Annotated in this window: 28 protein-coding genes and 2 riboswitches; of the genes, 13 read left to right on the forward strand and 15 right to left on the reverse strand. The window is 68.3% G+C overall.

The annotated features are described in order from the left end of the window. Window positions 1-166 precede the first annotated feature (166 nt). The 3 genes from M7H19_RS09410 to M7H19_RS09420 form a co-directional block, all read right to left on the reverse strand. On the reverse strand, window positions 167-583 hold the full coding sequence (locus M7H19_RS09410; RefSeq protein ID WP_298179729.1) for a hypothetical protein: 417 nt from the start codon (window positions 581-583) through the stop codon (window positions 167-169). Between the two features lie 35 nt (window positions 584-618). After that, a complete protein-coding gene (locus tag M7H19_RS09415) occupies window positions 619-1,290 on the reverse strand; it encodes an OmpA family protein (RefSeq protein WP_298179731.1) in 672 nt (223 codons plus the stop codon). 114 nt (window positions 1,291-1,404) lie between these two features. Further along, window positions 1,405-2,277 (reverse strand): SGNH/GDSL hydrolase family protein, encoded by an 873-nt coding sequence (locus M7H19_RS09420; RefSeq protein WP_298179736.1) that lies wholly within the window; start codon window positions 2,275-2,277, stop codon window positions 1,405-1,407. A 220-nt stretch (window positions 2,278-2,497) separates the two neighbouring features. Between M7H19_RS09420 and M7H19_RS09425 the strand changes: the two genes are divergently transcribed. Continuing rightward, window positions 2,498-3,208, forward strand: a complete 711-nt coding sequence (locus tag M7H19_RS09425; protein WP_298179739.1) for a DUF3159 domain-containing protein — start codon at window positions 2,498-2,500, stop codon at window positions 3,206-3,208. Window positions 3,209-3,242: 34 nt separating this feature from the next. Here M7H19_RS09425 and M7H19_RS09430 read toward each other — a convergent pair whose 3' ends face one another. Together M7H19_RS09430 and M7H19_RS09435 are read right to left on the reverse strand one after the other, a co-directional pair. Beyond that, window positions 3,243-4,202 carry a BadF/BadG/BcrA/BcrD ATPase family protein gene (locus M7H19_RS09430; RefSeq protein WP_298179741.1) on the reverse strand — a complete coding sequence of 320 codons (960 nt, stop codon included), beginning with the start codon at window positions 4,200-4,202 and terminating at the stop codon, window positions 3,243-3,245. Continuing rightward, window positions 4,199-5,278 (reverse strand): SIS domain-containing protein, encoded by a 1,080-nt coding sequence (locus tag M7H19_RS09435; RefSeq protein WP_298179743.1) that lies wholly within the window; start codon window positions 5,276-5,278, stop codon window positions 4,199-4,201. Before M7H19_RS09435 ends, M7H19_RS09430 begins: the two co-directional genes overlap by 4 nt. Before the next feature lie 109 nt (window positions 5,279-5,387). Between M7H19_RS09435 and M7H19_RS09440 the strand changes: the two genes are divergently transcribed. Together M7H19_RS09440 and M7H19_RS09445 are read left to right on the forward strand one after the other, a co-directional pair. Further along, a complete protein-coding gene (locus M7H19_RS09440; protein ID WP_298179745.1) occupies window positions 5,388-6,122 on the forward strand; it encodes a GntR family transcriptional regulator in 735 nt (244 codons plus the stop codon). Window positions 6,123-6,272: 150 nt separating this feature from the next. Continuing rightward, entirely contained in the window at window positions 6,273-7,193 is a 921-nt protein-coding gene (locus tag M7H19_RS09445) for a hypothetical protein (RefSeq protein WP_298179746.1), read from the forward strand. Between the two features lie 55 nt (window positions 7,194-7,248). On the opposite strand, the gene thiE is transcribed toward M7H19_RS09445, so the two are convergent. Then, window positions 7,249-7,926: a thiamine phosphate synthase gene (gene thiE, locus M7H19_RS09450; RefSeq protein ID WP_298179747.1), complete on the reverse strand. Its 678-nt coding sequence runs from the start codon at window positions 7,924-7,926 to the stop codon at window positions 7,249-7,251. Between the two features lie 38 nt (window positions 7,927-7,964). Continuing rightward, a riboswitch (TPP riboswitch) is annotated at window positions 7,965-8,070 on the forward strand. A gap of 6 nt (window positions 8,071-8,076) precedes the next feature. Here thiE and thiO point away from each other — a divergent pair. From thiO to M7H19_RS09470, 4 genes are all read left to right on the forward strand, one after another. Next, window positions 8,077-9,210, forward strand: coding sequence for a glycine oxidase ThiO (gene thiO, locus M7H19_RS09455; RefSeq protein WP_298179795.1), 1,134 nt, complete (start codon window positions 8,077-8,079; stop codon window positions 9,208-9,210). Then, window positions 9,188-9,388, forward strand: a complete 201-nt coding sequence (gene thiS / locus M7H19_RS09460) for a sulfur carrier protein ThiS (RefSeq protein ID WP_298179748.1) — start codon at window positions 9,188-9,190, stop codon at window positions 9,386-9,388. Before thiO ends, thiS begins: the two co-directional genes overlap by 23 nt. A 9-nt stretch (window positions 9,389-9,397) precedes the next feature. Then, window positions 9,398-10,183, forward strand: a complete 786-nt coding sequence (locus M7H19_RS09465) for a thiazole synthase (RefSeq protein WP_298179749.1) — start codon at window positions 9,398-9,400, stop codon at window positions 10,181-10,183. 97 nt (window positions 10,184-10,280) lie between these two features. Beyond that, entirely contained in the window at window positions 10,281-10,727 is a 447-nt protein-coding gene (locus tag M7H19_RS09470; RefSeq protein ID WP_298179750.1) for a MarR family transcriptional regulator, read from the forward strand. A 15-nt stretch (window positions 10,728-10,742) separates the two neighbouring features. Here M7H19_RS09470 and thiD (M7H19_RS09475) read toward each other — a convergent pair whose 3' ends face one another. Continuing rightward, window positions 10,743-11,579 carry a bifunctional hydroxymethylpyrimidine kinase/phosphomethylpyrimidine kinase gene (thiD, locus tag M7H19_RS09475; protein ID WP_298179753.1) on the reverse strand — a complete coding sequence of 279 codons (837 nt, stop codon included), beginning with the start codon at window positions 11,577-11,579 and terminating at the stop codon, window positions 10,743-10,745. Window positions 11,580-11,803: 224 nt separating this feature from the next. Here thiD (M7H19_RS09475) and M7H19_RS09480 point away from each other — a divergent pair, with 224 nt between their 5' ends. Further along, the gene (locus M7H19_RS09480) at window positions 11,804-13,024 is read left to right on the forward strand and encodes a phosphodiester glycosidase family protein (RefSeq protein ID WP_298179756.1); all 1,221 of its coding nucleotides are present in this window, start codon (window positions 11,804-11,806) and stop codon (window positions 13,022-13,024) included. A 14-nt stretch (window positions 13,025-13,038) separates the two neighbouring features. On the opposite strand, the gene thiD (M7H19_RS09485) is transcribed toward M7H19_RS09480, so the two are convergent. From thiD (M7H19_RS09485) to M7H19_RS09495, 3 genes are all read right to left on the reverse strand, one after another. Next, window positions 13,039-13,878 (reverse strand): bifunctional hydroxymethylpyrimidine kinase/phosphomethylpyrimidine kinase, encoded by an 840-nt coding sequence (gene thiD, locus M7H19_RS09485; RefSeq protein ID WP_298179757.1) that lies wholly within the window; start codon window positions 13,876-13,878, stop codon window positions 13,039-13,041. Beyond that, window positions 13,875-15,521 carry a phosphomethylpyrimidine synthase ThiC gene (thiC, locus tag M7H19_RS09490; RefSeq protein WP_298179798.1) on the reverse strand — a complete coding sequence of 549 codons (1,647 nt, stop codon included), beginning with the start codon at window positions 15,519-15,521 and terminating at the stop codon, window positions 13,875-13,877. Before thiC ends, thiD (M7H19_RS09485) begins: the two co-directional genes overlap by 4 nt. Before the next feature lie 5 nt (window positions 15,522-15,526). Further along, a riboswitch (TPP riboswitch) is annotated at window positions 15,527-15,657 on the reverse strand. A gap of 144 nt (window positions 15,658-15,801) precedes the next feature. Next, window positions 15,802-16,353, reverse strand: a complete 552-nt coding sequence (locus tag M7H19_RS09495; RefSeq protein WP_298179759.1) for a peptide deformylase — start codon at window positions 16,351-16,353, stop codon at window positions 15,802-15,804. Between the two features lie 126 nt (window positions 16,354-16,479). Here M7H19_RS09495 and M7H19_RS09500 point away from each other — a divergent pair, with 126 nt between their 5' ends. Both M7H19_RS09500 and M7H19_RS09505 read left to right on the forward strand, forming a co-directional pair. Then, entirely contained in the window at window positions 16,480-16,794 is a 315-nt protein-coding gene (locus tag M7H19_RS09500) for a DUF3263 domain-containing protein (RefSeq protein WP_298179760.1), read from the forward strand. Continuing rightward, complete coding sequence (locus tag M7H19_RS09505) at window positions 16,791-17,459, forward strand: LytR C-terminal domain-containing protein (RefSeq protein WP_298179761.1); 669 nt, start codon at window positions 16,791-16,793, stop codon at window positions 17,457-17,459. Before M7H19_RS09500 ends, M7H19_RS09505 begins: the two co-directional genes overlap by 4 nt. A gap of 9 nt (window positions 17,460-17,468) precedes the next feature. Here the strand turns inward: M7H19_RS09505 and M7H19_RS09510 are convergent, their stop codons facing one another. The 5 genes from M7H19_RS09510 to glp all read right to left on the reverse strand — a co-directional run bounded on the left by M7H19_RS09510 (window position 17,469) and on the right by glp (window position 23,306). Beyond that, window positions 17,469-19,730 (reverse strand): AAA family ATPase, encoded by a 2,262-nt coding sequence (locus M7H19_RS09510; protein WP_298179762.1) that lies wholly within the window; start codon window positions 19,728-19,730, stop codon window positions 17,469-17,471. A gap of 36 nt (window positions 19,731-19,766) precedes the next feature. Beyond that, window positions 19,767-20,753: a CDP-diacylglycerol--serine O-phosphatidyltransferase gene (pssA, locus tag M7H19_RS09515; protein WP_298179766.1), complete on the reverse strand. Its 987-nt coding sequence runs from the start codon at window positions 20,751-20,753 to the stop codon at window positions 19,767-19,769. A 20-nt stretch (window positions 20,754-20,773) separates the two neighbouring features. Further along, window positions 20,774-21,457, reverse strand: coding sequence for a phosphatidylserine decarboxylase (locus tag M7H19_RS09520; RefSeq protein WP_298179769.1), 684 nt, complete (start codon window positions 21,455-21,457; stop codon window positions 20,774-20,776). Window positions 21,458-21,658: 201 nt separating this feature from the next. Then, window positions 21,659-21,922: a GlsB/YeaQ/YmgE family stress response membrane protein gene (locus M7H19_RS09525; protein ID WP_298179771.1), complete on the reverse strand. Its 264-nt coding sequence runs from the start codon at window positions 21,920-21,922 to the stop codon at window positions 21,659-21,661. A 178-nt stretch (window positions 21,923-22,100) separates the two neighbouring features. Further along, window positions 22,101-23,306, reverse strand: a complete 1,206-nt coding sequence (glp, locus tag M7H19_RS09530) for a gephyrin-like molybdotransferase Glp (protein ID WP_298179773.1) — start codon at window positions 23,304-23,306, stop codon at window positions 22,101-22,103. Window positions 23,307-23,380: 74 nt separating this feature from the next. On the opposite strand from glp, the gene M7H19_RS09535 reads away from it, so the two are divergent. From M7H19_RS09535 to M7H19_RS09545, 3 genes are all read left to right on the forward strand, one after another. Next, window positions 23,381-24,058 carry a TIGR00266 family protein gene (locus tag M7H19_RS09535; protein WP_298179776.1) on the forward strand — a complete coding sequence of 226 codons (678 nt, stop codon included), beginning with the start codon at window positions 23,381-23,383 and terminating at the stop codon, window positions 24,056-24,058. 5 nt (window positions 24,059-24,063) lie between these two features. After that, a complete protein-coding gene (locus M7H19_RS09540) occupies window positions 24,064-24,657 on the forward strand; it encodes an AIM24 family protein (protein ID WP_298179779.1) in 594 nt (197 codons plus the stop codon). Window positions 24,658-24,791: 134 nt separating this feature from the next. Next, window positions 24,792-24,998 carry a cold-shock protein gene (locus tag M7H19_RS09545; protein ID WP_005466475.1) on the forward strand — a complete coding sequence of 69 codons (207 nt, stop codon included), beginning with the start codon at window positions 24,792-24,794 and terminating at the stop codon, window positions 24,996-24,998. The last annotated feature ends 43 nt before the right edge of the window (window positions 24,999-25,041 follow it).

The raw sequence follows: 25,041 nt of genomic DNA on the forward strand, positions 1-25,041 counted from the left end.
TGCGGTGCGGGGCGTCCCACACGAACCGTTCGTAGATGTCGGAGAGGTCGGCCGGATGCCGCCCGGGCGGGAGAACGTTCTCCGACGTCCAGTGCGGTAGCGGCATGCACGATCCTTACCTGCAGGCGGGAACCGGGACCAACCGGCAACCTATCAGCCCACCGGGTCAGCACTCGCGCCGCGGGCTGTCCTCCTCGGCCGCTTCCGTGTCGTGCTCGTCGGGCCACTCGTTACGCGCGTGCCATTCCGACGGGGACACGGGCAGCACTCCTTGCCGCCGTCCTTCATCGGGTGCCGCGTTCGGTGTCGGCCGTGGCTGGGGCGAGGGGTACTGTCCCGGTGTCCGCTGTCCGAACTGCAGTTGCGGCTCGACTCGCCGAATCTGCTGGGTTCGTTCGACATCACTCGGCTCCGGCGGCCGTGGGGCGGCGGTCTCGCCGCGTGCCGTGCCCGATGACGTACCTCCGTCTTCCGAAACGACTCGGTCCCGCCGACCCGTGAACAGGACGAACGCCGCGATGGCGCCTCCCAGTACGAACGCGATCAACAGCCACAGCCAGATCTCGCCGAACAACCACAGCATGGTGCGCCTCCTGCCAGGTCTTGCCGCGCCCCGCGCTACCGCACGGTGATCTCCACCCTCCGGTCGATCGACGACGTGCCGCTGTCGGACAACGGGCGGGTGGCGCCGTACCCGACAGGGTCGACCTGTCCGGGTGATACACCTGAGTCCACCAGTTCCTCCGCCACGGCCTCGGCGCGTTCGTGCGACAGCTCCCGGGCACTTTCCGGTTCGGCCCCGGATACCCGCGCCACATGGCCCGCTATCTCAAACCGCCAATCCGTGGGAGCCGTCTCCAGCAGTTCGGCGACGTTCTCCACCGCTTTTCGGCCGTCGGCGTCGAGGTTCGCCGAGTCCGCCGCGAACGTGATGGGTGTTTCGGCCAACGCCCTGTCGATCTCTCGTTGGAGACCCACTTTCCTGCTCGCGTCGGGATCTCGTGCGGAGGCCGGTTCGGCGATCTCCACCGAGCGCACGCCCTCGACCCCTTCGAGCATGGCCTTGGCGAACAGCGCGTCCTGCAGCGAGTCCGTCCGCACGGTCGCGTCGCGTCCCGAGAACGTGACCACGTCGGTGGGCAGGTGTGCCTGCTCCAAAGCGTCACGGGCACGGGTGGTGAGGTCGGACTCGATGTCGTCCCGTTCGACCAGTACCGCCAGGAGGGCGAGCACACCGCTCACCACCACCGCCAGGACGGCGAGCACGGCGAAACGGCGCGGGGCGGACATAACGTGACTGTAAGTCCGGGGCCACGCCCCCGCGACGCAACGCGGACGCGGGGGCGTGCGCGGATCGTCCGTCGTGCGACCGAGCCCTCACTCGGGCCGGGCCACCTGGGTCGTCTAGGCCGACCGCGAGTGGCCCCGTTCCGAAACGGTCCTTTCGGCCAGCGTCGAGGTCGTCGAGGCCGTGGTGGTCGTGGAAGCCGTGGTGGCCGTGGTGGCCGTCGACGTCGTGACGGGGGCCAGGTACGGCCGTTTCGGCAGCACACCGTCGCCCATCGACTCGCCACGCAGCTGGCGGCGGATCCACGGCAGCAGGTGCGTCTTGGTCCATTCCAGGTCGGAGCGGCGCAGCGTCAGCCAGTTGGTGGGCTCGGTGTTCTCCGGCCACGGCTCCCGCCAGTCACTGTCGGTGGGCACGCCGAGCACCTCGGCCACCCGCAACGCGATCCTGCGGTGTCCCTCGGAGGTGAAGTGGAGCCGGTCGTCGCTCCACGCCCGCGGGTCGTTCAGCGCCTCCATCGCCCACAGGTCCACGACCTTGGCGCCGTGCCTGTCGGCGATGGCCCACAGGTGGGCGTTGTAGATACCGACCTTGCTGCGCAGGACGCTCATCACCGACATGCCCTTGGTGTCAGGGCCGGTGAAGATCACCACTTCGATGCCGGCCTCGCGCAGTTTCGCGATGCCCTTCTCGAATTCCTCGGCGACATGGTCGACATCGGCACCCGGGATGATGATGTCGTTACCACCCGCGCACACGGTGACGAGGTCGGGTTTGGTGTCGAGCGCGATCGGTAGCTGCTCCTCCATGATCTGGGCGAGCAGTTTGCCTCGCACGGCCAAGTTCGCGTAGCGGAAATCGCTGCGGCCGTCGGCGAGGATCTCGGCCAGCCTGTCGGCCCAGCCCCTGAAGGTGCCGTCGGGCAACTCGTCGTTGAGCCCCTCGGTGAAGCTGTCCCCAATAGCAACGTAGCTGTTGAACTGGGTCACGAACGTCTCCTCCCGCCAACGCCCATGTTGTTCACGACTGACCCGATAGCCTGCCTTCGCGCTGGGCAGCCACGCTACCGTCAGTTAAATCTCAACTCCCCGATTTAACAATCCTCTCATTTTAGAGCTTGTTATTTCAATGAGTTCGGGCACTTCGGTGACTGTGGGGAACATCTCGGCCCGTGCGCGGTGGCGTCGAGGCCTGCGGCAGGCTGGAGGTGTGAGTGACAGTTCCGCGAGCGATTATCGGCGAGAGTCACTGGCCACCCTGCTCGGTGGCCGGAAGGGCGCCGTGGACGCGAGCCTGCCGCCCGTCGTGTTCGTCGTGGGTTGGCTCGCCGGTGGGTCTTCCATCGGCTGGGGAGCGGCGGCCGCCATCGCTGTGAGTGTGGTGGTCGGTGCGATCCGAACGGTCCGGGGCGGCAAGCCGCGTGCCGTGCTGATCAGTCTCGCCGCTGTGGTCGTGGCGGCGCTCGTCGCGTTGTACACCGGAAGGCCGGAGGACTTCTTCCTGCCGCAGCTGTTGTCCAACGTCGCGAGCGCCCTCGTGTGGGCCGTGAGCATCGTGGTGCGCTGGCCGTTGCTCGGCGCCATCGTGGGTCTTCTGCTGGGGCAGAAGACTCGTTGGCGCTCCGACTCCGCCCTGCTACGGGCCTACTCGCGCGCGAGCTGGGTATGGGTGTGCCAATACCTCGTGCGGGTGGTCGTGATCGGCGTGCTGTGGGCGTCGGGCCACGTGGTGGCGTTGAGCGTGGCGCGGGTGGTGCTGTCGTGGCCGCTGGTGGTAGCGACCATCGCGGTGAGCGGCTGGGTGCTGTACCGGTGCCTTCCCGACGACCATCCGGGCCTACGGCATCCGAGGGAAGCGGTCCCGGTGAGTTCCAACCACAGCGAGGGAAGCGGCGCGGGGAACGAGACGCCGGAGACGTGAGTGGCCCCCGGCAAGGGGGAGGTCCGGGGCCGTCTTACACCGTACTCGCTTTCGGACGTGCGGTGTCGGAGCCGAACGCGTCGAGCGCGGCGAGCCAGGCCGCACCACGCACACCGCTGTCGCTGCCCAGCACGGGGATATTGCCCGCGGCGGCGCGGATCGCCGCTCGCACCGCGATGCCCACGGGACTGTTCTCACCGAGCACGCTGCCGGCGAGCACCACCGGGGTGCGCTCACCCACGTCGCGCGCGGCGAGCGCCGTTTCGGTGAGTAGTTCGGCGGCGCGCTCCACGATCGACATCGCGGCGGGATCGCCCTCGGAGTGGGCGGCACTGACCAACGGCGCGTATCGCGCCAGGCGTACGGGTGGTTCGGCGTTGACGGCGGTGAGCAGGCGGTACGCGGCGTCGGGTGCCGCGGGATCTATACCCGCCGTGTCGAGCATCGCGTCCGCGAGCGTCGACGGCGGATGCACGCCGTTCAACACGTCGAGTGCAGTGCGTACGGCTTGCCTGCCGAGCCAGAATCCCGAGCCTTCGTCACCGAGCAGCCAGCCGTAACCGCCAACGGTGGAGATCATGCTTCTGTCCCGGATCCGGCCGGCGATCGAGCCCGTACCCGCCACGAGCACCGTGCCGTCGGGTTCGGCCGTCGCCGACACGAACGCCGCTTCGGCATCCGACACCAACCGTGGCCTCGGCGCGTGGACGAACCCCAGCCGCGTCCACGCGCGCTCGAACACGGCGGCGACGTCCGGGTCGGTGAGCTTGCTGCGCCCCGCCATGCCGATCACCCATGCCCGCACGTCGTCGGGATCGAGTCCGGCCATGGCAGCGCCGATCGCCTCGACCATCGCCCCGGCCGCCGACTCCGGTGGGTAGGAGTTCGGGTTCGCGCCGCCCGCGCTGCCGCTGCCTCGCACCCGTCCTTCGGGATCGACGACCCAGGCCCGTGTGGACGTGCCTCCGGCGTCCACCCCGATCGCGAGACTCATCGCGTCTTGGTCACCTTGTGCAGTCCACGCGGCCGGTCGGGATCGAATCCCCGGGCGAGGGAGAGGCCCAGCGCCAGGCGCTGAATGGGCAGTACCTCCACGATCGGGGAGATCTCCTCGGCGGTCTCCGGGACGGGGATCGTCAGCGCGGCGGTCGGCACCGAATGCGCGGCCGATCCGACGCACAGCAGGTCGGCGCCCCGCTCGGACAGCGTGTCGAACACGTCGAGCATGGAACCGCCGCCCGCTCCGGTGCCGGCGATCCCCACCACGGCCGTCTCGGCGTCGACGGCGGCGATGGGACCGTGGAGCAGGTCGGTACCGCTGAAGGCGCGGGTCGGCAGGTAGCTCGTCTCCGAGAGTTTGAGTGAGCTCTCCAACGCGGTGGCGTACGAGTAGCCGCGCGCCGTGGTGAGGATGCGGTCGGCGAAGCGGTACCGCGCGATGGCGCGCTCGACGTCCTCAGCCGTGTCGGTGAGCGTGCGCGAGGCGAGTTCGCCGATGTCGCCGACGTGCTCGGCCTCGCCGCCCCGAACGGAGTCGATCAGCAGGTACAGCGCCAGCAGCGTGGCGGTGTAGGTCTTGGTGGCGGCGACCGCTTTCTCGATGCCCGCACGCACGTCCACCGCCAACTCCGCCACTTCCTGCAGCGGTGACGACGGTGTGTTGGTGACGGCCACGGTCAGCGCGCCCTGCGCGCGCGCCGCCTGGGTGACCTCCAGCAGGTCGTAGGATCCGCCGCTTTGGCTGACGGCGATCAGGAGTACGTCGGTGAGGTCCTGTTCGGCGCGGTAGAGCGTGGTGGTGGACGGCGACACGTGCCCAGCGGGCAGCCCCAGCAGCACTTCGATGAGATACTTGGCGTAGATGGCGGCGTGGTCGCTGGTGCCTCGGGCGGCCAGGAGCACGAACCGGGGACGGCGTTCCGCGATCGTCTTGCCCACTGCGGCGATGTCGGAGCGGGCCTGCACGAGCCGTGTGAGCACGTCCGGTTGCTCGGCCACCTCGGCGGCCATGTGCTCGCCAGGTCTGGTGTCGCTCACGGTTTTCACCTTGCCTTCACCCGAATCGGTCATCCGAGGCCATTCCGAACCGGTCTAGACCATTGTTGGACACGTTCAACGTACTATCCGAAGGGTACGTTCCAGGTGAGGGGGGTAGGTGTCGCACTTAAGGGAGTCGGCAATGGTGGAGACGCTTTCCAGTACGAGAGCGCCGCGGGAACCCAAGTATTGGGCGCTCAAACAACACCTGCTCGACCTGCTCGAATCCCTGCCCGCCGGCGCGGCCATCCCGACGGAACGGGCGTTGGCGTCGGAGTTCGCCGTCTCTCGGACCACGGTCCGTCAGGCACTGGCGGATCTGACGGCCGAGGGCAGGCTGCACAGGGTGCAGGGCAAGGGCACGTTCGCCGCGGAACCCAAGATCGCCCAGCGGTTGCAGTTGTCTTCCTACACCGAGGACATCCGCGCGCAGGGCAGGGAACCTTCGTCGCAGTTGTTGGAGATCGACGAGATCCCGGCCGAGGGTGAACTGCCGAGGCTGTTGAGGATCCGCACCGGGGCGAAAGTTCTGCGGGTATGGCGATTGCGCCTGGCCGATGACGAGCCCATGGCCCTGGAGACCACTCATCTGCCGTCCGCGCGGTTCCGCGGACTCCGCAAGCACATCGAGTCGGGCGGGTCGCTGTACGAGGCGTTGCAGGAACGCTACGGCGTGGAACTGGATCGGGCGGAGGAGGCCATCGAGACGTCGTTGGCGGGCCCGCGGGAGGCCGAACTGCTCGGCGCGGACGTCGGGATGCCGGTGCTGCTGTTGGAGCGCCAGACCTTCGCGGTGGACGGCAAACCTGTCGAATACGTGCATTCGATCTATCGAGGGGACCGCTACAAGTTCGTCACGACACTGACCCGTCCGTGACCGAGTCGTCGCTCTTTGTCCACAATAGACTTCATTTGAGATCGCCGTGCTCCCTGGAACGTAATCGTGCTCACGTCCGGCAACGCTGGGAGCGACTCGAACGATTCTTTCGTTAGAGGGGTATCCGGGGAGTGCGAGCAGATCGAGAGTATGAGCGACGACAAGAAGGACGACAAGAAGAAGGTCGAAGACGAGGACTCGAAGAAGTCGGGCATGTCGCCCCTACAGGTGGCGGCTGCCGGGCTGGCCGCCGTGACGGCGGCGTTCCTGTGCTCGACGTTGGGTGTGTACGGCACAGTGCTCGGCGCGGGCCTGCTCAGCGTGGTGACCACACTCGGTAGCGAGTTGTACATGCGGTCGCTGGAGCGGACGAAGGAGGCGGCGCGGAAACTGTCGGCCGCCCGGCCGCGCCGTAAAGGGGCCGGTTCGGATCCGATGACGGACCCGGACAAGACCGTGTATCTCGCCGTGCCCACTTCGGAGCAGTTGACCGAGTACGCGGCGGCCATGGAACGCACCCGAGTGCTGTCCTCCTCCGGCGCCGCCGAGGACGCCCGCGAACGGCGTCAATGGTGGCGACGGCGGGGACCGGTGCTGGCGGCTACGAGCGCGCTCGGGTTCTTGCTTTGCATGTTGGTGGTGACCGGTTACGAAGGCGTCACCGGCAAGGCTCTGTCGGGAGAGGGCACCACCACGGTGGGCAGCATCGTTCGCGGTGGTGCCGGGGTCGGTGGGGACCCCCAACCGCAGGAGAGTGACACCGACGTGGAGCAGGAGACCGACGGGGAGACCACTCCCGCGCCCACGGCGACCCAGGACGGCGAGTCCTGGCCGGGAGGGGACACCGACGGGACACGACCCACCACGGAAGTGCAGCCGGTGCCGCCCGAGACGTCGAAGCCGGTTCAGCCGACTCGGCCGACCCAGCCGACTCAGCCGACCCAGCCCGGCGAGAATACGACGGTGCCCGACGAGCCCACCCAGGAGCCTCAGCCGACCCAACCCGGCGATGGTTCGGGTGGTTCGGGTGGTTCGAACGAGCAGGCACCGTCGGTGTCGGAGAACTACTGAACTACCGAGGCCGGCTGAAGAACGGCCCGAAGCGGTGGGTAGGAGGAGTGAGGCGTCAACCCGCCGCGGCGAGTCCGTTGCGCAGGGCGCGCGCTGCCTCCGTCGGATCGTCGGCCTCGGTGATGGCTCGCACGACGACGGCGCGGCGCGCGCCCGCCTCCGTCACCTCACCTAGCCGTTGCCGGTCGATGCCGCCGATCGCGAACCACGGCCTGTCGGTTTCGATCTCGGTGCTCACGGACCGCACGAGATCGAGGCCGGGGGCGGGGCGGCCGGGTTTGGTGGGAGTGGGCCAGCACGGCCCGACACAGAAATAGTCGACGCCTTCCTCGGTCGCGGCGGCGCGCGCCTGCTCCAGCGAATGGGTCGAATGGCCGATCACGGGTCTCTCACCGACGATGCGGCGGGCGACGGGCACGGGAAGGTCGTTCTGGCCGAGATGCAGGACGTCGGCGTCCACGGCCACCGCCACGTCGGCGCGGTCGTTCACCGCCAGTAGCGCACCGTGCTCGGCACACGCTTGCGCGAGGATCTCCAGTGCCTCGATCTCCTGAGCGGCTTCCAACGGTGCGCCGCCGGTTTTGTCCCGCAGTTGCACGATGTCCACGCCACCCGCGAGCGCGGCGTCGGCGAACTCGGCGAGGTCGCCGCGCGACAGCCGCGCGTCCGTGCAGAGGTAGAGCTTCGCGTCCGCGAGCCGTTTTCTGATCTGGTCACCGTCGAGGCCGGGCATACCGCCACCGTAGTACGACCCGGCGCGGGGTAGGCTGGCTGCGTCCGCACGGGAGCCCTGGGAGGGCTGAGAGGGAGCCGGTGAGCTCCGACCGTGGAACCTGATCCGGGTCATACCGGCGCAGGGAGCGTGATCTTTCTGATGATTGGGATGTCGCGGGCCGACCTCGCGGTCGTCGGGGCCGGCGTCATCGGTTTGGCCGTGGCCTGGAAGGCGGCCGCGGCGGGGCATCATGTCACCGTGTTCGACCCCGAACCCGCGTGTGGTGGTGCCTCGTGGGTGGCGGGCGGCATGCTCGCGCCCGTCGCGGAGGCATGGCCCGGCGAGGAGGTCGCGCTGGCGTTGGGGGAGGAGTCCCTGCGCCGCTGGCCGCGTTTCGCCCGCGAACTGCGGTCGGAGGGCTTCGACTGCGGCTTGTCCGAACAGGGCACGATCATCGCCGCGTTCGACCACGCCGACGCCGAGCAGCTCGACATCCTCGAGCGGTATCTCGCCGGGATCGGCAGGCAGGCCACGCTTGTCACCGGACGGCGACTGCGTAGGACGGAACCCGGACTGGGCGCGGTGCGTTCCGGACTGCTCGTGCCGAGCGACGTGTTCGTGGACAACCGCCGGTTGTTGAAGGCACTGCTGGAGGCCGCGCGCTCGCGTGGGGCGGAGTTCGTTTGCGAAACCGCCGTGCGACTCGACGGCCACAGCGTGGCCACGGCCTCGCGGACACGCCGGTTCGACGCGGTGGTACTCGCCGCGGGAGCGTACAGCGGTCGGCTGCATCCCGAACTGGAGACGTCCGTGCATCCGTTGAAGGGCGAGGTACTGCGTCTTCGTGCTCGGCGGGGCACACTTCCCCCGCCTCGGCACACGGTCAGGGCCGTGTCGGAAGGACGCCCGGTGTATCTGGTTCCGCGGGACGACGGGGAACTCGTGCTCGGCGCCACCCAGTACGAGGCCGGATTCGACACCACAGTCACGGCTCGGGGAGTGCGGGAGTTGATCGAAGCAGCCGAACGGGTGTTCCCCAGCGTCGCCGAGTACGAGTTGATCGAGACCGCGGCGGGTCTGCGCGCGGGTAGCTCCGACAACGTCCCGTACCTGGGCCCGCTGCACGACGGCGTGTACGCGGCGACGGGCCACCATCGCAACGGCTTGTTGCTCGCCCCCGTCACGGCGGACGCCGTGCTCGCGTGGCTGTCGGGCACCCGTCCACCCGAGGGGACGGAGCGAGCGCGACCGGACAGGGACACGAGTGAGGAGCATGCGGATGCGAGTGTTCGTCAACGGTGAGCAGCGGCAGTTTCCCGAGGGCAGCACGGTCGCCGATGTGCTGGCCACTTCCGTCGAGGACGTGAAGGGGATCGCCGTGGCGTTGAACGGCGAGGTGGTCCGCCGCGGACGGTGGTCCGAAGTCGTGGTCACCGACGGGGCCAAAGTGGAGATCCTGACCGCTGTGCAGGGAGGCTGACCCGACGTCATGAGTACTCACCCGGACAACGGAGTCGGCGACGGCGATCCGCTCGTCATCGGCGACCACAAGTTCACCTCGCGGCTGATCATCGGCACGGGTGGTGCCGGCAACCTCAGCGTTCTGGAACGGGCGCTCGTCGCATCGGGAACAGAGATGACCACGGTCGCCATGCGGCGAGCCGACGCCGAGGGCGGCTCCGGCGTGCTGGACCTGCTGCGTCGACTGGGCATCGAACTGTTGCCGAACACGGCGGGCTGTCGCAACGCGGCCGAGGCCGTGCTCACCGCACAGTTGGCGAGGGAGGCGCTTGACACCGACCTCATCAAGTTGGAGGTGCACGCCGACGACCGGACGTTGCTGCCCGATCCGGTGGAGACGCTGGAGGCCGCCGAACAGTTGGTGGCCGACGGGTTCACCGTCCTGGCCTACACCAACGACGACCCCGTGTTGGCGCTACGGCTGGAGGAGGCCGGATGTGCCGCCGTCATGCCGTTGGGTTCCCCCATCGGCACGGGGCTCGGCATCCGAAACCCGCACAACATCGAGCTGATCGTGGCCAGGGCCGGGGTGCCCATCATCCTCGACGCCGGTATCGGCACGGCGTCCGATGCCGCGTTGGCGATGGAGCTCGGCTGCGACGGGGTGTTGCTGGCCACGGCGGTGACCCGGGCACAGGACCCGGAGCGGATGGCGCGGGCCATGCGCTCGGCCGTGATCGCAGGCCGTCTCGCTCGGCAGGCCGGGCGGATCCCTCAGCGCTTCTGGGCGCAGGCGTCCAGCCCTCCTCGTTGATCTTTTGACCGGGTTCTCGTGCCCGTTCGAGCACGCACGTAAGGTGTACGACGATCCACGGCCAGGTACGAGCGGAATGCGGATCGAAGGAGCCCACGTGACCGAGTCGAGCGAGCCGTCCTCGGACGTACCCGGCAGGCTGTTCCTCACCATAGGTCGGCTGTCCCGCACACTGCGCCAGGCCGGGGCACCCGGGCCCGGGACCGGGGCGATCTCGGCCATGGCCACGCTCGCCGCCTGCGGGCGGATGCGGTTGGGTGATCTCGCCGCCAGGGAGGGTGTCGCGGCGGCCACCATGTCACGTATCGTGTCGGCGCTGGTGGACAGCGGCTACCTGTACCGCGAATCCGATCCGGTGGATCGTCGGGCCTGGCTGGTGGCACTCACGGAGGAGGGAGAGCGGCTGCTGGCCGAGGTGCAGTCCATCCGCGTGCACGAGCTGAGCAAACGTATCGACCGGCTCTCCGCCGAGGACAAGGAAGCCCTCATGGCCGCCGTTCCCGCGCTCGAGGCCCTACTCGAGGACGACGAGCGCAGGAACTGAGCGCAGGAACTGACGTCATTGGTCAGGTCGTTCGTCCGCCACCCGCCAGAACGCGGAGACAGGACCGACTTTCGCGCCCATCGGATACGAGTGACGGACTGCGTTGGAGACGTACCACTTGCCGAGCCGCGCGGCCTCTGGAATGGACATGCCCCGGGCGAGTCCGGACGTCAGTGCCGAGGCCATCGCGTCGCCCGCGCCGTGGGTGTGTGGTGTGTCGAGCCTCTGTCCCGGCAGTTCGGTGAACGTCGTGCCGTCGAACAACAGGTCCACACATTCGGGGTCGTCGGTGAGATGGCCGCCCTTCACGAGCACGAACCGGGGGCCGAGTTCGCGCAGCGCGACCGCCGCGTCCCGCATCTGTTCCCGACGGGTGACCTCCAGGCCGGTGAGCAGCCGCACCTCGTCGAGGTTCGGGGTGACCACCGTGGCCATCGGCAGCAGCCGTTCCCGCAACGTGGCCAGCGCGCTGTCGTCGAACAACGGGTGACCGTGCATGGACGCGGCGACGGGATCGACGACGAACGGAATACCCATATCACCACCGATTCCCAAGCGTTCGCACGTGTCGGCGACCGTCTCGATGATCTCGCCCGAGGCGAGCATCCCCGTCTTGGCGGCGTCCACGCCCATGTCGGCGGCGACGGCTTCGATCTGGCCCGCCACGATGTGGGCCGGGATGTCGGTCCTGTCGTGCACGCCGAGGGTGTTCTGCACGGTCACAGCCGTGACGGCCACGAGTCCGTGCACACCACAGGTGAGAAACGTGCGTAGATCCGCTTCGAGTCCCGCGGCGCCTCCGGAGTCGGACCCGGCGATGGTCAACGCAGCTGGAGGTCGCTTGTTGCTCATTCCACCAGTGTCGCGGAAAGTCATGTGGGAGTGAGTTCGGGGCCCCACAACGCAAAAGAGCGGGTATCCGTCCCGGCGGCCACGGGACCGATTCGTACGGACTTACCACCCACAGGGGCCGGGTCCGTTTCGTTGTCGGTCGTTCGACGATTCATCGCGGTCTTTCACCGCCCGTTCACCGATATTCCAGGTCATGGGCAGCCGGCGATGCCAGGGTCTGCGGTATGACGATCGCCATGCCGCACCTACGCCGAGGATCGCTTGTCGCCGCGGTCCTGACCGGCTGCCTCACTGTCACCGCCGCTCCGGCTCTCGCCGCGCCCGCGGCGGCCGAGCAACGTCTCCCGGTGGCCGAGGGCGTGAGCTACCGGTCCCTGGAATTGACGACCGCGCATGGCACGGTGCTCGGCCACCTGCTGACCGTGGACCTGCGCGAAGCGAGGCTGGACCTGTTGCACCCGGGGCGGGTCGCGGCGACGGACGAGATCCCCGACATGGCCGACGCGCAGCGCGCGCTCGCCGGGGTCAACGGTGACTTCTTCAACATCTCCTCCGCCCACGAGGGAGTGGAGGCCACCGGTGCGGCTGTCGGCCCCGCCATCGCGTCGGGGGAGGAACTCAAGTCCGCGGTTCCCGACGCCCAGCGTTTCGGCCCCGAACTGCCTCCGACGACATCGACCCGCGACGTGTTCGGTGTCGGGGTGAACCGCAAGGCACGGCTGGCCGAGCTGGAGCTCGAAGGCGAGGTCAGAACCGACAAGGCCACATTCGACATCGAGGGCCACAACACCTACGCGCTCGCCGAGGACGGTATCGCCGTGTTCACCGATGAATGGGGCGAGGCCGACCGGGTGCGAGCGACGTGTGGCGACGACACCGGGCAGACGGCGCCGTGCAGCGACGAGACCGAGGAGGTCGTCGTTCGTGACGGCGTGGTGGTCGCCGAGCACGACCGACCCGGTGCGGGACCGATCCCCGAGGACACCCTCGTGTTGGTCGGCAGGGAGAGCGGTGCCGACGAACTGGACACACTCGACCCGGGGGACCGGGTGAGGGTGACCCACCGCCTGGTCACCCCCGCGGGGCCGCCGCTGACGTTCGCCGTGGGTGGTTTCCCCATCGCGCGGGACGGCGAGGACCTCCCGGGCCTGGACACCACGGTGCTCGCGCCCCGGACGGCCGCGGGTATCAGCCACGATGGACGCACGGTGTGGCTCGTCGTCGTGGATGGACGGTCGGAACACAGCGTCGGGATGACCGTGGCCGAACTCGCCGAGTTGGTCCGCTCCTTCGGCGCCACCGACGTGATCAATCTCGACGGCGGTGGTTCGTCGACGATGGTGATGCGGGAGCCGGGGGCCCCACACACCACCGTGGTCAACGACCCGTCGGACGGGGAACCGCGTGCCGTGGCCAACGGCGTCGGCGTGTTCTCCCTGAACTGACGGCGCACCCGGACTCACGTCGTCGGGTTCGGAAGTTCCGCTCCAAGCCGCCAGAACGGTGACACCGGCCCGACGCCCTCGCCGAGCGGGTAGGACTCGATCACGCATCGTTCGATGAACTTCTTGCCCGCCGCCACCGCGTCGGGCATGTCGAACCCCTTGGCCAGGTGCGCGGTGATGGCGGAGGCGAGTGTGTCGCCTCCGCCGTGGGTGTGGGGCGTGTCGTGGCGAGGGCAGGAGAGTTCCACGACGTGTGTGCCGTCGGACAGCAGGTCCACACACTCGGAACTGTCGGCCATGTGCCCGCCCTTGACGAGCACCCACCGGGGGCCGAGCTCCAGCAACGCGTCGGCGGCCTTGCGTTGCTCGGTCACGTCGGTGACCGACAGTCCCGTCAACAGCTGCACCTCGTCGAGGTTCGGGGTCACCAGAGTCGCCCTCGGGAACAGCTCTGTGCGGATGGCTTCCAGAGACTCTTCACGCAGCAGCGGATCACCGCGCATGGACGCGGCGACGGGGTCCACGACGAGCGGTACGTCGTGTTGCCGACCGATGCCCACCTTGTCCACCGCGGAAGCCACAGTGGTGATGATCTCCGCGGTGGCGAGCATGCCCGTCTTCGCGGCGTTCGCGCCCATGTCACCTGTCACGGCCTCGATCTGCGCGGCCACGACGTCGGTCGGGATCTCGGTGAATCCGTGGACTCCCACGGAGTTCTGCACGGTCACCGCCGTGACGGCCGTCATCCCGTGCACCCCGCAGGCGAAGAACGTTCGCAGGTCGGCCTGGATCCCAGCGCCGCCGCCGGAGTCCGATCCCGCGATGGTCAACGCTGTCCTCGGTGTCCGGCTCATCGGTCCACCACCGGTAGATACACCTGTCCGCCCTTCTCGGTGAATTCACGGGATTTCTCCCGCATGCCCGCCTCGATGGCCTCGACACTCGTCAGGCCGTGCTCCTCGGCGTAGGCGCGAACGTCCTGGGTGATGCGCATGGAACAGAACTTTGGCCCGCACATGGAGCAGAAATGCGCCGTCTTGGCCGGTTCGGCGGGCAGCGTCTCGTCATGGAACGCACGCGCGGTGTCCGGGTCCAGGGAGAGGTTGAACTGGTCGTTCCAGCGGAACTCGAACCTGGCCTTCGACAACGCGTCGTCCCACTCCTGCGCGTACGGGTGGCCCTTGGCGAGGTCGGCGGCGTGCGCGGCGATCTTGTACGAGATGACGCCGGTCTTCACGTCGTCCCGGTTGGGCAGACCGAGGTGCTCCTTCGGCGTCACGTAGCACAGCATCGCCGTGCCGTACCAGCCGATCTGTGCCGCCCCGATGGCCGACGTGATGTGGTCGTAGGCCGGTGCGATGTCGGTGGCCAGCGGACCGAGCGTGTAGAACGGTGCCTCGTCACAGAGCCGTTCCTGCCGCTCCACGTTCTCCTTGATCTTGTGCATGGGCACGTGGCCAGGGCCCTCGATCATCACCTGCACATCGCGTTCCCGCGCGATACGGGTGAGCTCGCCCAACGTCTCCAACTCGGCGAACTGGGCACGGTCGTTCGCGTCGGCGATGGAGCCCGGTCGCAGGCCGTCGCCGAGGGAGAAGGTCACGTCGTATTCGCGCAGGATGTCGCACAGTTCCTCGAAATTCGTGTAGAGGAACGATTCCTTGTGGTGCGCCAGGCACCACGCGGCCATGATCGAACCGCCGCGGGAGACGATGCCGGTGACCCGGTTGGCGGTCAGCGGCACATACCGGAGCAACACTCCCGCGTGGACGGTCATGTAGTCGACACCCTGCTCGCATTGCTCGATCACGGTGTCGCGGTAGACCTCCCACGACAGCTTCGTCGGGTCGCCGCCGACCTTCTCCAGTGCCTGGTAGATCGGCACGGTGCCGACGGGCACGGGGGAGTTGCGCAGAATCCACTCACGGGTCTCGTGGATCCTCTTGCCCGTGGACAGGTCCATGACGGTGTCGGCGCCCCAGCGGGTGGCCCACACCATCTTGTCGACTTCCTCCTCCACCGACGACCACACTGCGGAGTTGCCCATGTTGGCGTTGATCTTGACGAGGAAGTTCTTGCCGATGATCATCGGCTCGGTCTCGGGGTGGTTGCGGTTGGCGGGGATGACCGCGCGGCCGCGGGCCACCTCGGAGCGGACGAACTCGGGGTCGACGCGTTCCCGCGCGGCGACGAACTCCATTTCCGGGGTGATGACCCCGGCTTTCGCCCAGCCGAGCTGGGTTTTGTGCTCCCGGCCCTCGATCCACTGGGCCCGCAGTTTAGGAAGTCCTTTGTGGACGTCTATTGTGGCCTCCGGGTCGGTGTAAGGCCCGGAGGTGTCGTAGACGTCGAAATGCTCGCCGTTCGACAGGTCGATGCGCCGAACGGGAATCCGAAGTCCCGATTCGGTGTCGAGGTAGACCTTGCGAGAGCCCGTGATCGGGCCGGTGGTGACGGTGGGTTCGAATCCGCTGGTTTCCTGGTCGGCACCGTGCAGCGTCGTCACGACGGAATCACTCCCTACGCCGGAATTACCCGGTCAGGTTCGTGCGGTCGGCGGCGCCGGGTCCCGAAGAATGGACACCAGCCGCCCTCTCAGCCCGCCAAGGCGCGAGCTCCCGCGATGTGTAGTTATCCCCCAGACCATGCCATGCGCAGGAACGAACCTCAAGCCACCGGTGGTGCGGTCGACCGCGCTGCTTTGGGGTTCGTCGGATGTCGCCGCGTGTTTTCGGACGCGGCGGTGGACGTGATGACGGGGGTGACGACGCTGGGTCTCAGGCCTCGGGCAGCCAGCTCTTGCCGGGCACGCCCCACTTGTTGGCCTTGAGCATCTTCTTCGCGGCGCGGGCGTGCCTACCGATCAGTCGGTCGAGATAGAGATAGCCGTCGAGATGGTCGGTCTCGTGCTGCAGGCAGCGCGCGAAGTAGCCGGTGCCCTCGACCTCGATCGGATTGCCCTCGACGTCGAAACCCGTGACCTTCGCCCACGAAGCGCGACCCGTCGGATACGACTCACCCGGAACCGACAGGCACCCTTCCCAGTCCTTCTCGGGGTCGGGCATGGTCTCGGGGATCTCCGAGGTCTCCAGCTTCGGGTTGACGACCACACCCTTGTGCCGCACGCCTTCGTCGTCGGGGCAGTCGTAGACGAACAGGCGCAGGTCCACGCCGATCTGGTTGGCGGCCAGCCCCACTCCCTCGGCGGCGTACATGGTCTCGAACATGTCCTCGACGAGCATGGCGAGCTTGTCGTCGAACTCGGAGACCTCGCGCGTGGGTTGGTGCAGAACGGGTTCGCCGGCGATGCAGATGGCGTGGATGGTCACGCCGACATCTTAGCCGTCCCGACACTCGGACGCGCCGGGCGTGCTACGGGCTCCGGCGAGCGCTTCGTGATCTAATGGCAATCTGAGAAGAGCCGTATGAACCACCCGAGCTGACCAGGAGTGCCAGTGGACGCCGCGGAGTCGACGGCCCCCGACGGGCAACCGTCCCAGCAGGTCGGTTCCGACGTCGGTCTCACCCAGCGTGAACTGGACGTTCTCGCGTTCGAACGGCAGTGGTGGAAGTACGCGGGCGCCAAGGAACAGGCGATCCGCGACCAGTTCGGCGTGTCACCCACGCGCTACTACCAGATTCTGAACAAGCTCATCGACAAGCAGGAAGCCTTGCATGCGGACCCGATGCTGGTGAAGCGGCTTCGGAAGGTACGCGCCTCACGGCAGCGTGCCCGCGTGGCACGGCGGTTGGGGATTGAACTGCCATGAGCATCTTCGACGGGATGTCAAGGCCGTTGCGGGCCGCGGGGCTGGGACTGCTCGCGGTCGCGGTCGTCGCGACGGCTATCGGAGGCATCACGCTCGTGTCGGGCGATGCCGAGCCCGACAACGCCGCTGCCACCTCACCCGCCGGGCCCGACGCCACCGAGCGCGGCACCGGCGGTGGTGAGCCCGACGCACCGGATGGATCGGCGCCGCAGTCCCCACCGGACGGCACCGGAGGCGACAGCGGTGACTCCGACGGGGACAACGGGGCCGATGGCAGCGACAGCGGCGACGGTGAGAGCGGTGGCGACAGTGACGCCGACCAGGGCACGTCGGACGACGGCGCGGTGGATCAGCCGGTGGCCGAACTGAAGGTCCCGGTGAGGGTCTACAACAACAGCACCATCGGCGGGCTCGCGGCCGAGGCCGAGGAGCACCTGAGCGTGCGTGGCTGGAACGTCGTGGAGGTCGGTAACTACTCCGCCAGCAACATCCCCACCAGCACCGCCTACTTCAGTCCCGGTACCGACGAGGAATCCGCGGCACGCGCGCTGGCAGAGGACTTCGGGCTGCAGGCCAAGCCACGGTTCGACGGCATCGCCGACTTCGGCGCCGGTGTGATCGTGATCGTCACCAAGGACTACGAGGAGCCTCGCGGCGGCAAGTAGGGCCGACCGTCAGCGCGACCTGGCATAGGCTTCGAGCTCCGCGAGCTGCACCGGGTCGAGCGACGGTCGCACCGTCTCCCGCGCCTTCTCCAAGTGTCGTGCCGTCACCTCGGCGGCTTCCAGGGACTCACGCATGGCGGCCAGAGCCGCCTCCCTGATCAGCGCGGCGCAGTCGGCCGCGGAGTAGCCGTCCAGCTGATCGGCCAACACGTCGAGATCGACGTCGTCCGCCAGTGGCGTGTTCCGAGCGCCGGCCCGCAAGATCTGTGCCCGCGCCTCGGCGTCCGGTGGCGGCACGTAGATCAGCCGCTCCAGACGGCCCGGCCGGAGCAGTGCCGGGTCGACGAGTTCGGGGCGGTTGGTGGCACCGACGACCACGACATCCCGCAGCGGTTCCACACCGTCCAGCTCGGTGAGCAACGCCGCCACCACCCGGTCGGACGCTCCCGAATCGCTGGACTGGCCCCGCCGGGGAGCCAACGCGTCCACTTCGTCCAAAAAGATCAACGACGGAGCGGCTTCGGCGGCCTTGCGGAACAGCTCCCGCACGGCACGTTCCGACTCGCCGACCCACTTGTCCATCAGCTCGGCGCCCTTGACCGAGAAGACGTTCAGCGCCCCCGTACCCGCCAACGCCCGCACGAGGAAGGTCTTGCCGTTGCCAGGCGGGCCGTAGATGAGCACGCCACGTGGCGGCGCCACACCCAACCGTGCGAACGAGTCGGGGTACCGCAGCGGCCACAACACCGACTCGGTCAGCGACTGTTTCACCTCCGCCATGTCGCCGACGTCGTCGAGGGTGATCCCACCGGTGGCCAACGTGTCGGTGGTGGACATCGAGATCGGGCGCACTGACTCCACGGCTTCCAGCAGGTCTTGCTGCCGGACACGTGGCTCCTCGTCATCACCCGAGTGTCGTAGCGCCGCGCGTAGGGCGGCGTCCCTGCGAAGCGCCACCAGGTCTGCCGCCACGAATCCCGGTGTGCGCTCGGCCACGGCTCCCAAGTCGATACCGGGTTCGGTCGGAGTGTTGCGTAACAGCACACGCAGCAGTTCCGTCCTGGTGCGCGCGTCGGGCATACCGAGTCGCAGCTCCCGATCGAGCAGGTCCACCCCGCGCAGGCGAGGGTCCACCGACTCGGGATGCGCCGTGGTGGCCACCACCGCGAACCGGGGGCGGGCGAGCGCCGAGCGCAGCCGGTCGAGCAGTACCGTCGCCACAGGCGGAGGTTGCGACGCCGGAAGCAGCGTGTCGATGTCGGAGATCAGCAGTACACACGGCCGCTCGGTGGAGACGCCGGACAGGGCGTTCGACAGCCGCGCCACCGCCGCGTCGGGCTCCAACACGGCGAGAGTGGGGGCCTCCAACATCACTACGTCGACATCGGCGGCACGCGCCACGGAACGGACCAACGTCGTCTTACCGACGCCCTCCGGCCCGGACAGCAGAACCCCCAGCCTCGGCGACGTGCCGAGCTTGGCCAGCAGATCGGGCTGCCGGAAAGCGAGATCGAACCACTCCGCCAACCGTTGGGCCGTCGACTCCGCGCCCGTGAGGTCGGAGACCGGGGGCGGCTCTTCCGCGCCCTCGTCGGCTCCGGCGGCGCCGGACCCGACATCGACGTTCGGTCCGCCGGTGGACGAGCCCGGCGCGGGCCGCTCCGGCCGCTGCTGCTCCACCCGAAGTTCCGGCGCGGGCTCGGGAGTCTCACCACGCCACGTCACGACGGTCGACTGACCCACCGCCACGGGCCCCGACGGTTCCGTCGCCGTGATCGTGAGCAGCTCGGTGGTCCACGTGGCCCCGACCGCGCGCGACAACGCACCCCGGGCCGCGGAGACATCCGATCCGGGCGGCGGAGCGAGATCCTGCGGCAGCAACGACACCGCGTCGCCCACCGTGAAGACCTTGCCGAGCAGAGCCAGCCTCAGAGTGTGCGGGGAAAGCGACATCCGCGCCAACCGCGAACCGTCCACGGTGACGGTGCGCGCGGCACTCACCTCGCACGGCTCCACGATCACCTCGGAACCCTCCGTCACCCCGAGGTTGGCCATCGTCACGTCGTCGACCAACAGCACGCCCGGAGCCGACCCGTTGGGCGCGCAGGCGGCCACCGCCGCGCTGACCCTGGCACCCGTGAGCCGCACCGCGTCCCAAGCGCGTAATCCCAAAGCATCGAGCACTTCGCGATGCAGCCGCACGACGCCGCGACGCGAGTCGAGAGCGGAAGTGGTGTGCCGAACGGTCAGCGACAGCTGTGGTGATGTCACGTCATCACTCTAAACGGGTGACTCATGTCGTGTGGGTCAATCCTTGTTCTGCCGCAGCCCGATCCGACGCCAGTTGCGCTTGCGTGGACCGCGGCTGTCGGTACGGGACGGCGGCGGTGCGACCGTGTCCGGCGGATACACCCTCGGCACATGCGCGGTGGTGGCCCTCGGACGCCTCACCGCGCGCCGAGCAGCCCCCGCCACCTTGCGGAACTGAGGTTTACGCAAACCGAGCCTGCGCTGTGTCCGGCCACGGCGAATGGCCCTGCGCTCCTTCGGCGGTACGTCCCACGCCTCCGGATGATTGGCCAACCACCGATACCGCCGCACCGAGTACGGCAGGTGTGCCAGATACAGCAACAGCACACTGATCAGCACGATCAGCGGGTACTGGATGATCGCGGCGGCAGTCAGTCCCACCGCGACCAACAGCGGAGCCGCGGCCTTGGCCGGAACACGCAGCTTCTTCAACGACAGGGTCGGGATCCGGCTGATGAGCAGCACCGCAATCGCCACGGTCCACACCCAGACGACCGGCTTGTGCGACCACCAACCCTGGCCGAATTCGAGCGTGGCCATGACCGGCAACAACGCCAGCAGCCCCCCGGCCGGGGCGGGTACGCCGACGAAGAACTCGCTCGCGTACGGCGGCTGCTCACTGTCGTCCAGCAGCGTGTTGAACCGGGCCAGCCGCAACACCATGCACACCGCGAAGATCAACGCGGCGACCCAGCCGAACCGGCCCGGATCCGGAAGCCACACGTACAGCACGAGTGCCGGAGCCACACCGAACGAGATCGCGTCGGCCAGGGAGTCCAGTTCCGCCCCCATCTTGGACGTGGCATCGAGCAGTCGCGCGATCCGCCCGTCCAGGCTGTCGAGCACCGCGGCGAGGCCGATGGCGCCGATCGCGAGTCCGTACTGGCCTCCCAGAGCGAACTGCACGGCGGACAACCCCGCGCACAGTGCGAGCACGGTGACCGCGTTGGGCAGCAGGCGGACGCCAGGTGTGGTCCGGGACATGAACTCAGTCCTTCGCAGCTTCACAATTCGGCGAGAGGGGTCTCGCCCCCGATGGTGCGCTGACCCTCACGGACCAGCACTCGACTCCCGGGTGGCAGATAGGTGTCCACCCGTGAGCCGAAACGGATCAGGCCATAGGTCGAACCGGGCTCGACGTGATCGCCCTCACCGACTTGGCAGACAATACGCCGTGCCACAAGTCCCGCGATCTGCACGACGATGAGTTGGTGGCCACTGTCGGTGCGCAGCAGTACGGAATTGCGCTCGTTGTCCTCGCTAGCCTTGTCCAGGTCGGCGGAAAGGAACTTGCCGGGCCGATAGGCCACCTTCTCGACGGTACCCCGGACGGGCATGCGCTGGACGTGAACGTCGAAGACCGAGAGGAACACGCTGACCCGGGTCAGCGGCCGGTCGGGCAGGCCGAGCTCGGCGGGCGGACTCGCCTCTTCGATCAGAGACACCAGACCGTCGGCCGCCGACAACACGAGATCGTCCCTAAGCGGCGGGACGCGCTGCGGTTCCCTGAAGAACGCCGCGGTCGCCAGCGTTCCGAGTCCCGCGAGTAGTCCCAGCCGAGGCGAGAACCTCCGCAGCAGAAGGGTCGCGGCGACACCGCCCGCGACGAACGGACGCCCCGCGGGGTGCATAGGTGGAAGGGTTTCACGGACGAGACGCGCGGCATGGCCGAGCGAGTTGGAGCTCATGGACCTCGATTTTTCCGTATGGACGGGCCGGGTGGCGTCCGCCCCCCGACGTCGTACGCCACCCGGCCACGGACCGTCGATGGTAGGGCGTGACCGTTATGGCGATAACCAACTGTGTGGAAAACGTTACAAAGCGTGGCTCGATCGCGTTCGCCGGGGTCCTCGGGAGGTCAAGGCGGTCGCCCACGGTGTCCGGCGTCCTCACCGGTGCCGTTCGACCAACCGGACCACGGCCAGCAGCAACACCGCTCCCAGCACGGCGACACCGAAGCTGGGGAAATCGAACTCGAACGTCTTCTCCTCACCCGTGGCGAGCTGGTAGACGAAGCCGCCCAGCGTCGCACCGACCACGCCCACCAGCACGCTGACCAAGCAGCCCTGCCTGCGGCGCTGTCGGCCGCCGACGATCAGGTTGGCCGCCCAACCCGCCAGGGCGCCGAAGACGATCCACGAGAAGAAACCCATGTCGCGCGAGCGTAGAACAGGCGGCCGGCACGAGGTCGCCCCCGCGCCTACGCAGTCGCACGACCTGCGGACACGGCTACGCAGGCTGCGGACACGGCTACACGACCTGCGGACACGGCTACACGACCTGCGGACACGGCTACACAACCTGCGGACACGATGATTGGGGGGCCGGGGTCTATAGGAGGAGGACGTCGACGATCGAGTCCTTCTTCGCCTCGGTGACGTCCTCGGCGACCTCGATGAGGCAGTTCGCCTGGGCGAACGACGCCAACAGGTGTGAGCCGGGGCCGCCCTGCGGGCCGACCACACCCGTGACCTGGCCCTTCCCCGGTGTGTAGTACCCGCGACGGAACTGGCGTTTGCCCTTCGGCGAGGTCAGCGTCTCGGCCAACCGAGCCCGTACCCGCTGCCGTTCGGTGTCCGTGTGCCCGAGCGCGGCCAGCAGCGTGGGCCGCAGGAACACCTCGAACGACACCAACGCGCTCACGGGGTTGCCCGGCAGCGTCACCACCGGCACCCCGTTCCATCGCCCGCAGCCCTGCGGGCCGCCCGGCTGCATGGCCACCTTGCCGAACTCCACCCCCGCCTCGGCGAGCGCGTCCTTCACCACCTCGTACGCACCCGCGCTCACCCCGCCCGAGGTCACCACGAGGTCCGTGTCGGCGAGTTCCGGTTCCAGGGTCGCGCGGAACCGGGACACGTCGTCGGCCACGCTGCGTACGGCCTTCACCCGGCAACCGAGCGCCGACAGTCCCGCCGCCAGCATCACGCTGTTGGATTCGTAGATCTGGCCGTGACGCAGTGGTTCGGGAGGCAGCACCAGCTCGGTCCCTGTGGACACCACCAGCACCCTCGGCGGTTCGAACACGGGAAGCCGGTCGAGGCCGACGGCTGAGCCGAGTCCCAGTTGCGCGGGGCCCAGGACGGTGCCGGCGCGGAGGGTAACCGTGCCCGCGACGACGTCCTCGCCCATGCGGCGCACGTGTGCGCCCTCAGTGGCGGGCGAGGAGATCCGCACCCGGTGAGTGCCGCCGTCGGTGTGCTCGACGATGACGACGCTATCCGCGCCCGGCGGCATCGGAGCGCCCGTCATGATCCGGTGCGCGGTGCCCGGTTCCAGCGTCGGGATGTCCGTGCGACCAGCCGGGATGTCCGCGCCCACGGGCAGCTCGACGGGGGAGTCCTGACCGGCCTTCGCCACATCGGCCGCGCGCACGGCGTACCCGTCCATCGCGGAGTTGTCGAACGGGGGCAGCGACACGTTCGCGGTGACGTCCTCGGCGAGTACCAGGCCCGCGCAGTCGGGCAGGGCGCGCTCCACGACGGGGCGGTCACCGACCACCTCACGAACCCGGGCCTTGTGTTCTTCGACGGAGATCACGAGACCATCCTCGCCGTTCGGCCGTCGCATGCAAAACTCTCCGCGCCAGACATTGCACAACAGGGGAGAAGTACGTGCAGGTACAGATTCGTCACCAGCCTTCCTTCGCGGTCGCCAGGCTGTTGTTGGCGCCACAAGAACCGGTGCAGGTGGAGGCGGGGGCCATGGTCGCCACCAGCTACGGGATGCACATGGAAGCCCGGTCCCAAGGTGGTGTCATGAAGGGCCTGGGCAGGGCTTTCCTCGGTGGTGAGTCGATGTTCATCTCCACGTACACGGCCCCGCCCAACGGCGGCTGGGTGGACGTCGCGAACGGACTCCCCGGCGATCTCAAGCTCATCGAGATGGACGGTCGCGTGGGTTGGTGCGTCACGCGGGGGTCGTGGCTTGCGAACTCGCACGGCATCCATCTGGAGACCAGGTGGGGTGGCTTCAGCAACCTCTTCGGCGGTGAGGGCGGCTTCCTCACCCACGCTCAGGGCCAGGGGCAGTTGCTCGTGGCCTGCTACGGCGCCATCGACGTCATCAACCTCCAGCCGGGCGAGTACGTGACCATCGACTCGGGTCACGTCGTGGCCTACGCCGACACCGTGCAGTCGCAGTTGCGCAAGGTGTCGCAGGGTGTGATCCAGTCGTTGAAGAGCGGCGAGGGATTCGTGTTCGACTTCGCGGGGCCGGGGCAGATCCTCACCCAGACCCGGAACCCGGACGCCCTGCTGGGCTGGTTGCTCGCCCGGATGCCGTCCCGGTAGGCCCGATGCGTGTCCATACTCGGCACACCCCGGAGTTCGGTGTCGCCCGTGTCGTTCTCGCTGGGGGAGAGGCCGTGGAGGCCCACCCTGACACCGTGCTCGCCCACAGTTTCGGGGTGCTGCGTTCGAAGAAGGGGAAGGGCTCCGGACCGTCGATCTTCACGGCTCCGCCGGAGGGCGGCTGGATGGACCTCGCGCCGAAGTATCCCGGTGACGTCTACCCGCTGGAGCTGAGCGGCAGGCTGGGCTGGTCGGTCGCGCACGACGCGGTGCTGGCGCGGCCCGTCACCGTGCGTCACGACCAGCCGTGGCCTGCTCATCAGAGTCTCTTCGGCGGGGATTCCGGGTTCCTCAAGCACTTCAGCGGTACCGGATCTTTAGTGCTCGCCTGTCGGGGACCGGTGGATTCGTTGACGTTGAAGGCGGGTGAGGTCCTCACGGTCAATCCGCTGTTCGTGTTGGCCTACCCCGACAGCGTGCAGGTGAGGTTGCGTGCGCTCGATCCCGCGCAACCGCAGTCGATCCGGACCGGCGAAGGACTGGCCCTCGATGTGGCGGGACCCGGGACGATTTTCGTGCAGACGCGTGCCCGGGCGTAGCGGTAAACCGTGGTCGGACCGAGTTTTCCCGCGAATTGCCCATTGCTCTGACGCATGATTCGGGTAGCGTGATCGTCGCTTGGAACGCGGCAGGCACAGACTGTCCGCGTTTGATTTGGCACGAGGAGGACGCCGTGGCTGTCGGCACGGTCAAGTGGTTCAACGCGGAAAAGGGCTACGGGTTCATCGAGTCGCCCGATGGACCTGATGTCTTCGTACACTACTCCGCCATCCAGGCGGAGGGTTTCCGCACCCTCGACGAGGGTGATCGAGTGGAGTTCGAGATCACGGCCGGGCGGGATGGCCGCAGCCAGGCCGCGGACGTCCGTAAGGTCTCGTAGCTCACGTTCCCGGCTCCGGGGCTCGCGTCACGGGACACCGGAC

It is taken from the genome of Saccharomonospora sp. (assembly GCF_027317685.1).
Taxonomy (GTDB): domain Bacteria; phylum Actinomycetota; class Actinomycetes; order Mycobacteriales; family Pseudonocardiaceae; genus Saccharomonospora.

Bases quoted from the DNA above. Each gene is read 5' to 3' on its own strand.
- M7H19_RS09410 (WP_298179729.1), bottom strand. From the start codon at position 583: ATGCTGTGGTTGTTCGGCGAGATCTGGCTGTGGCTGTTGATCGCGTTC.
- M7H19_RS09415 (WP_298179731.1), bottom strand. From the start codon at position 1,290: ATGTCCGCCCCGCGCCGTTTCGCCGTGCTCGCCGTCCTGGCGGTGGTG.
- M7H19_RS09430 (WP_298179741.1), bottom strand. From the start codon at position 4,202: ATGAGTCTCGCGATCGGGGTGGACGCCGGAGGCACGTCCACACGGGCC.
- M7H19_RS09435 (WP_298179743.1), bottom strand. From the start codon at position 5,278: ATGACCGATTCGGGTGAAGGCAAGGTGAAAACCGTGAGCGACACCAGA.
- M7H19_RS09440 (WP_298179745.1), top strand. From the start codon at position 5,388: ATGGTGGAGACGCTTTCCAGTACGAGAGCGCCGCGGGAACCCAAGTAT.
- M7H19_RS09445 (WP_298179746.1), top strand. From the start codon at position 6,273: ATGAGCGACGACAAGAAGGACGACAAGAAGAAGGTCGAAGACGAGGAC.
- thiE (WP_298179747.1), bottom strand. From the start codon at position 7,926: ATGCCCGGCCTCGACGGTGACCAGATCAGAAAACGGCTCGCGGACGCG.
- thiO (WP_298179795.1), top strand. From the start codon at position 8,077: ATGTCGCGGGCCGACCTCGCGGTCGTCGGGGCCGGCGTCATCGGTTTG.
- thiS (WP_298179748.1), top strand. From the start codon at position 9,188: ATGCGAGTGTTCGTCAACGGTGAGCAGCGGCAGTTTCCCGAGGGCAGC.
- M7H19_RS09465 (WP_298179749.1), top strand. From the start codon at position 9,398: ATGAGTACTCACCCGGACAACGGAGTCGGCGACGGCGATCCGCTCGTC.
- thiD (WP_298179753.1), bottom strand. From the start codon at position 11,579: ATGAGCAACAAGCGACCTCCAGCTGCGTTGACCATCGCCGGGTCCGAC.
- M7H19_RS09480 (WP_298179756.1), top strand. From the start codon at position 11,804: ATGACGATCGCCATGCCGCACCTACGCCGAGGATCGCTTGTCGCCGCG.
- thiD (WP_298179757.1), bottom strand. From the start codon at position 13,878: ATGAGCCGGACACCGAGGACAGCGTTGACCATCGCGGGATCGGACTCC.
- M7H19_RS09505 (WP_298179761.1), top strand. From the start codon at position 16,791: ATGAGCATCTTCGACGGGATGTCAAGGCCGTTGCGGGCCGCGGGGCTG.
- pssA (WP_298179766.1), bottom strand. From the start codon at position 20,753: ATGTCCCGGACCACACCTGGCGTCCGCCTGCTGCCCAACGCGGTCACC.
- M7H19_RS09520 (WP_298179769.1), bottom strand. From the start codon at position 21,457: ATGAGCTCCAACTCGCTCGGCCATGCCGCGCGTCTCGTCCGTGAAACC.
- M7H19_RS09525 (WP_298179771.1), bottom strand. From the start codon at position 21,922: ATGGGTTTCTTCTCGTGGATCGTCTTCGGCGCCCTGGCGGGTTGGGCG.
- M7H19_RS09540 (WP_298179779.1), top strand. From the start codon at position 24,064: ATGCGTGTCCATACTCGGCACACCCCGGAGTTCGGTGTCGCCCGTGTC.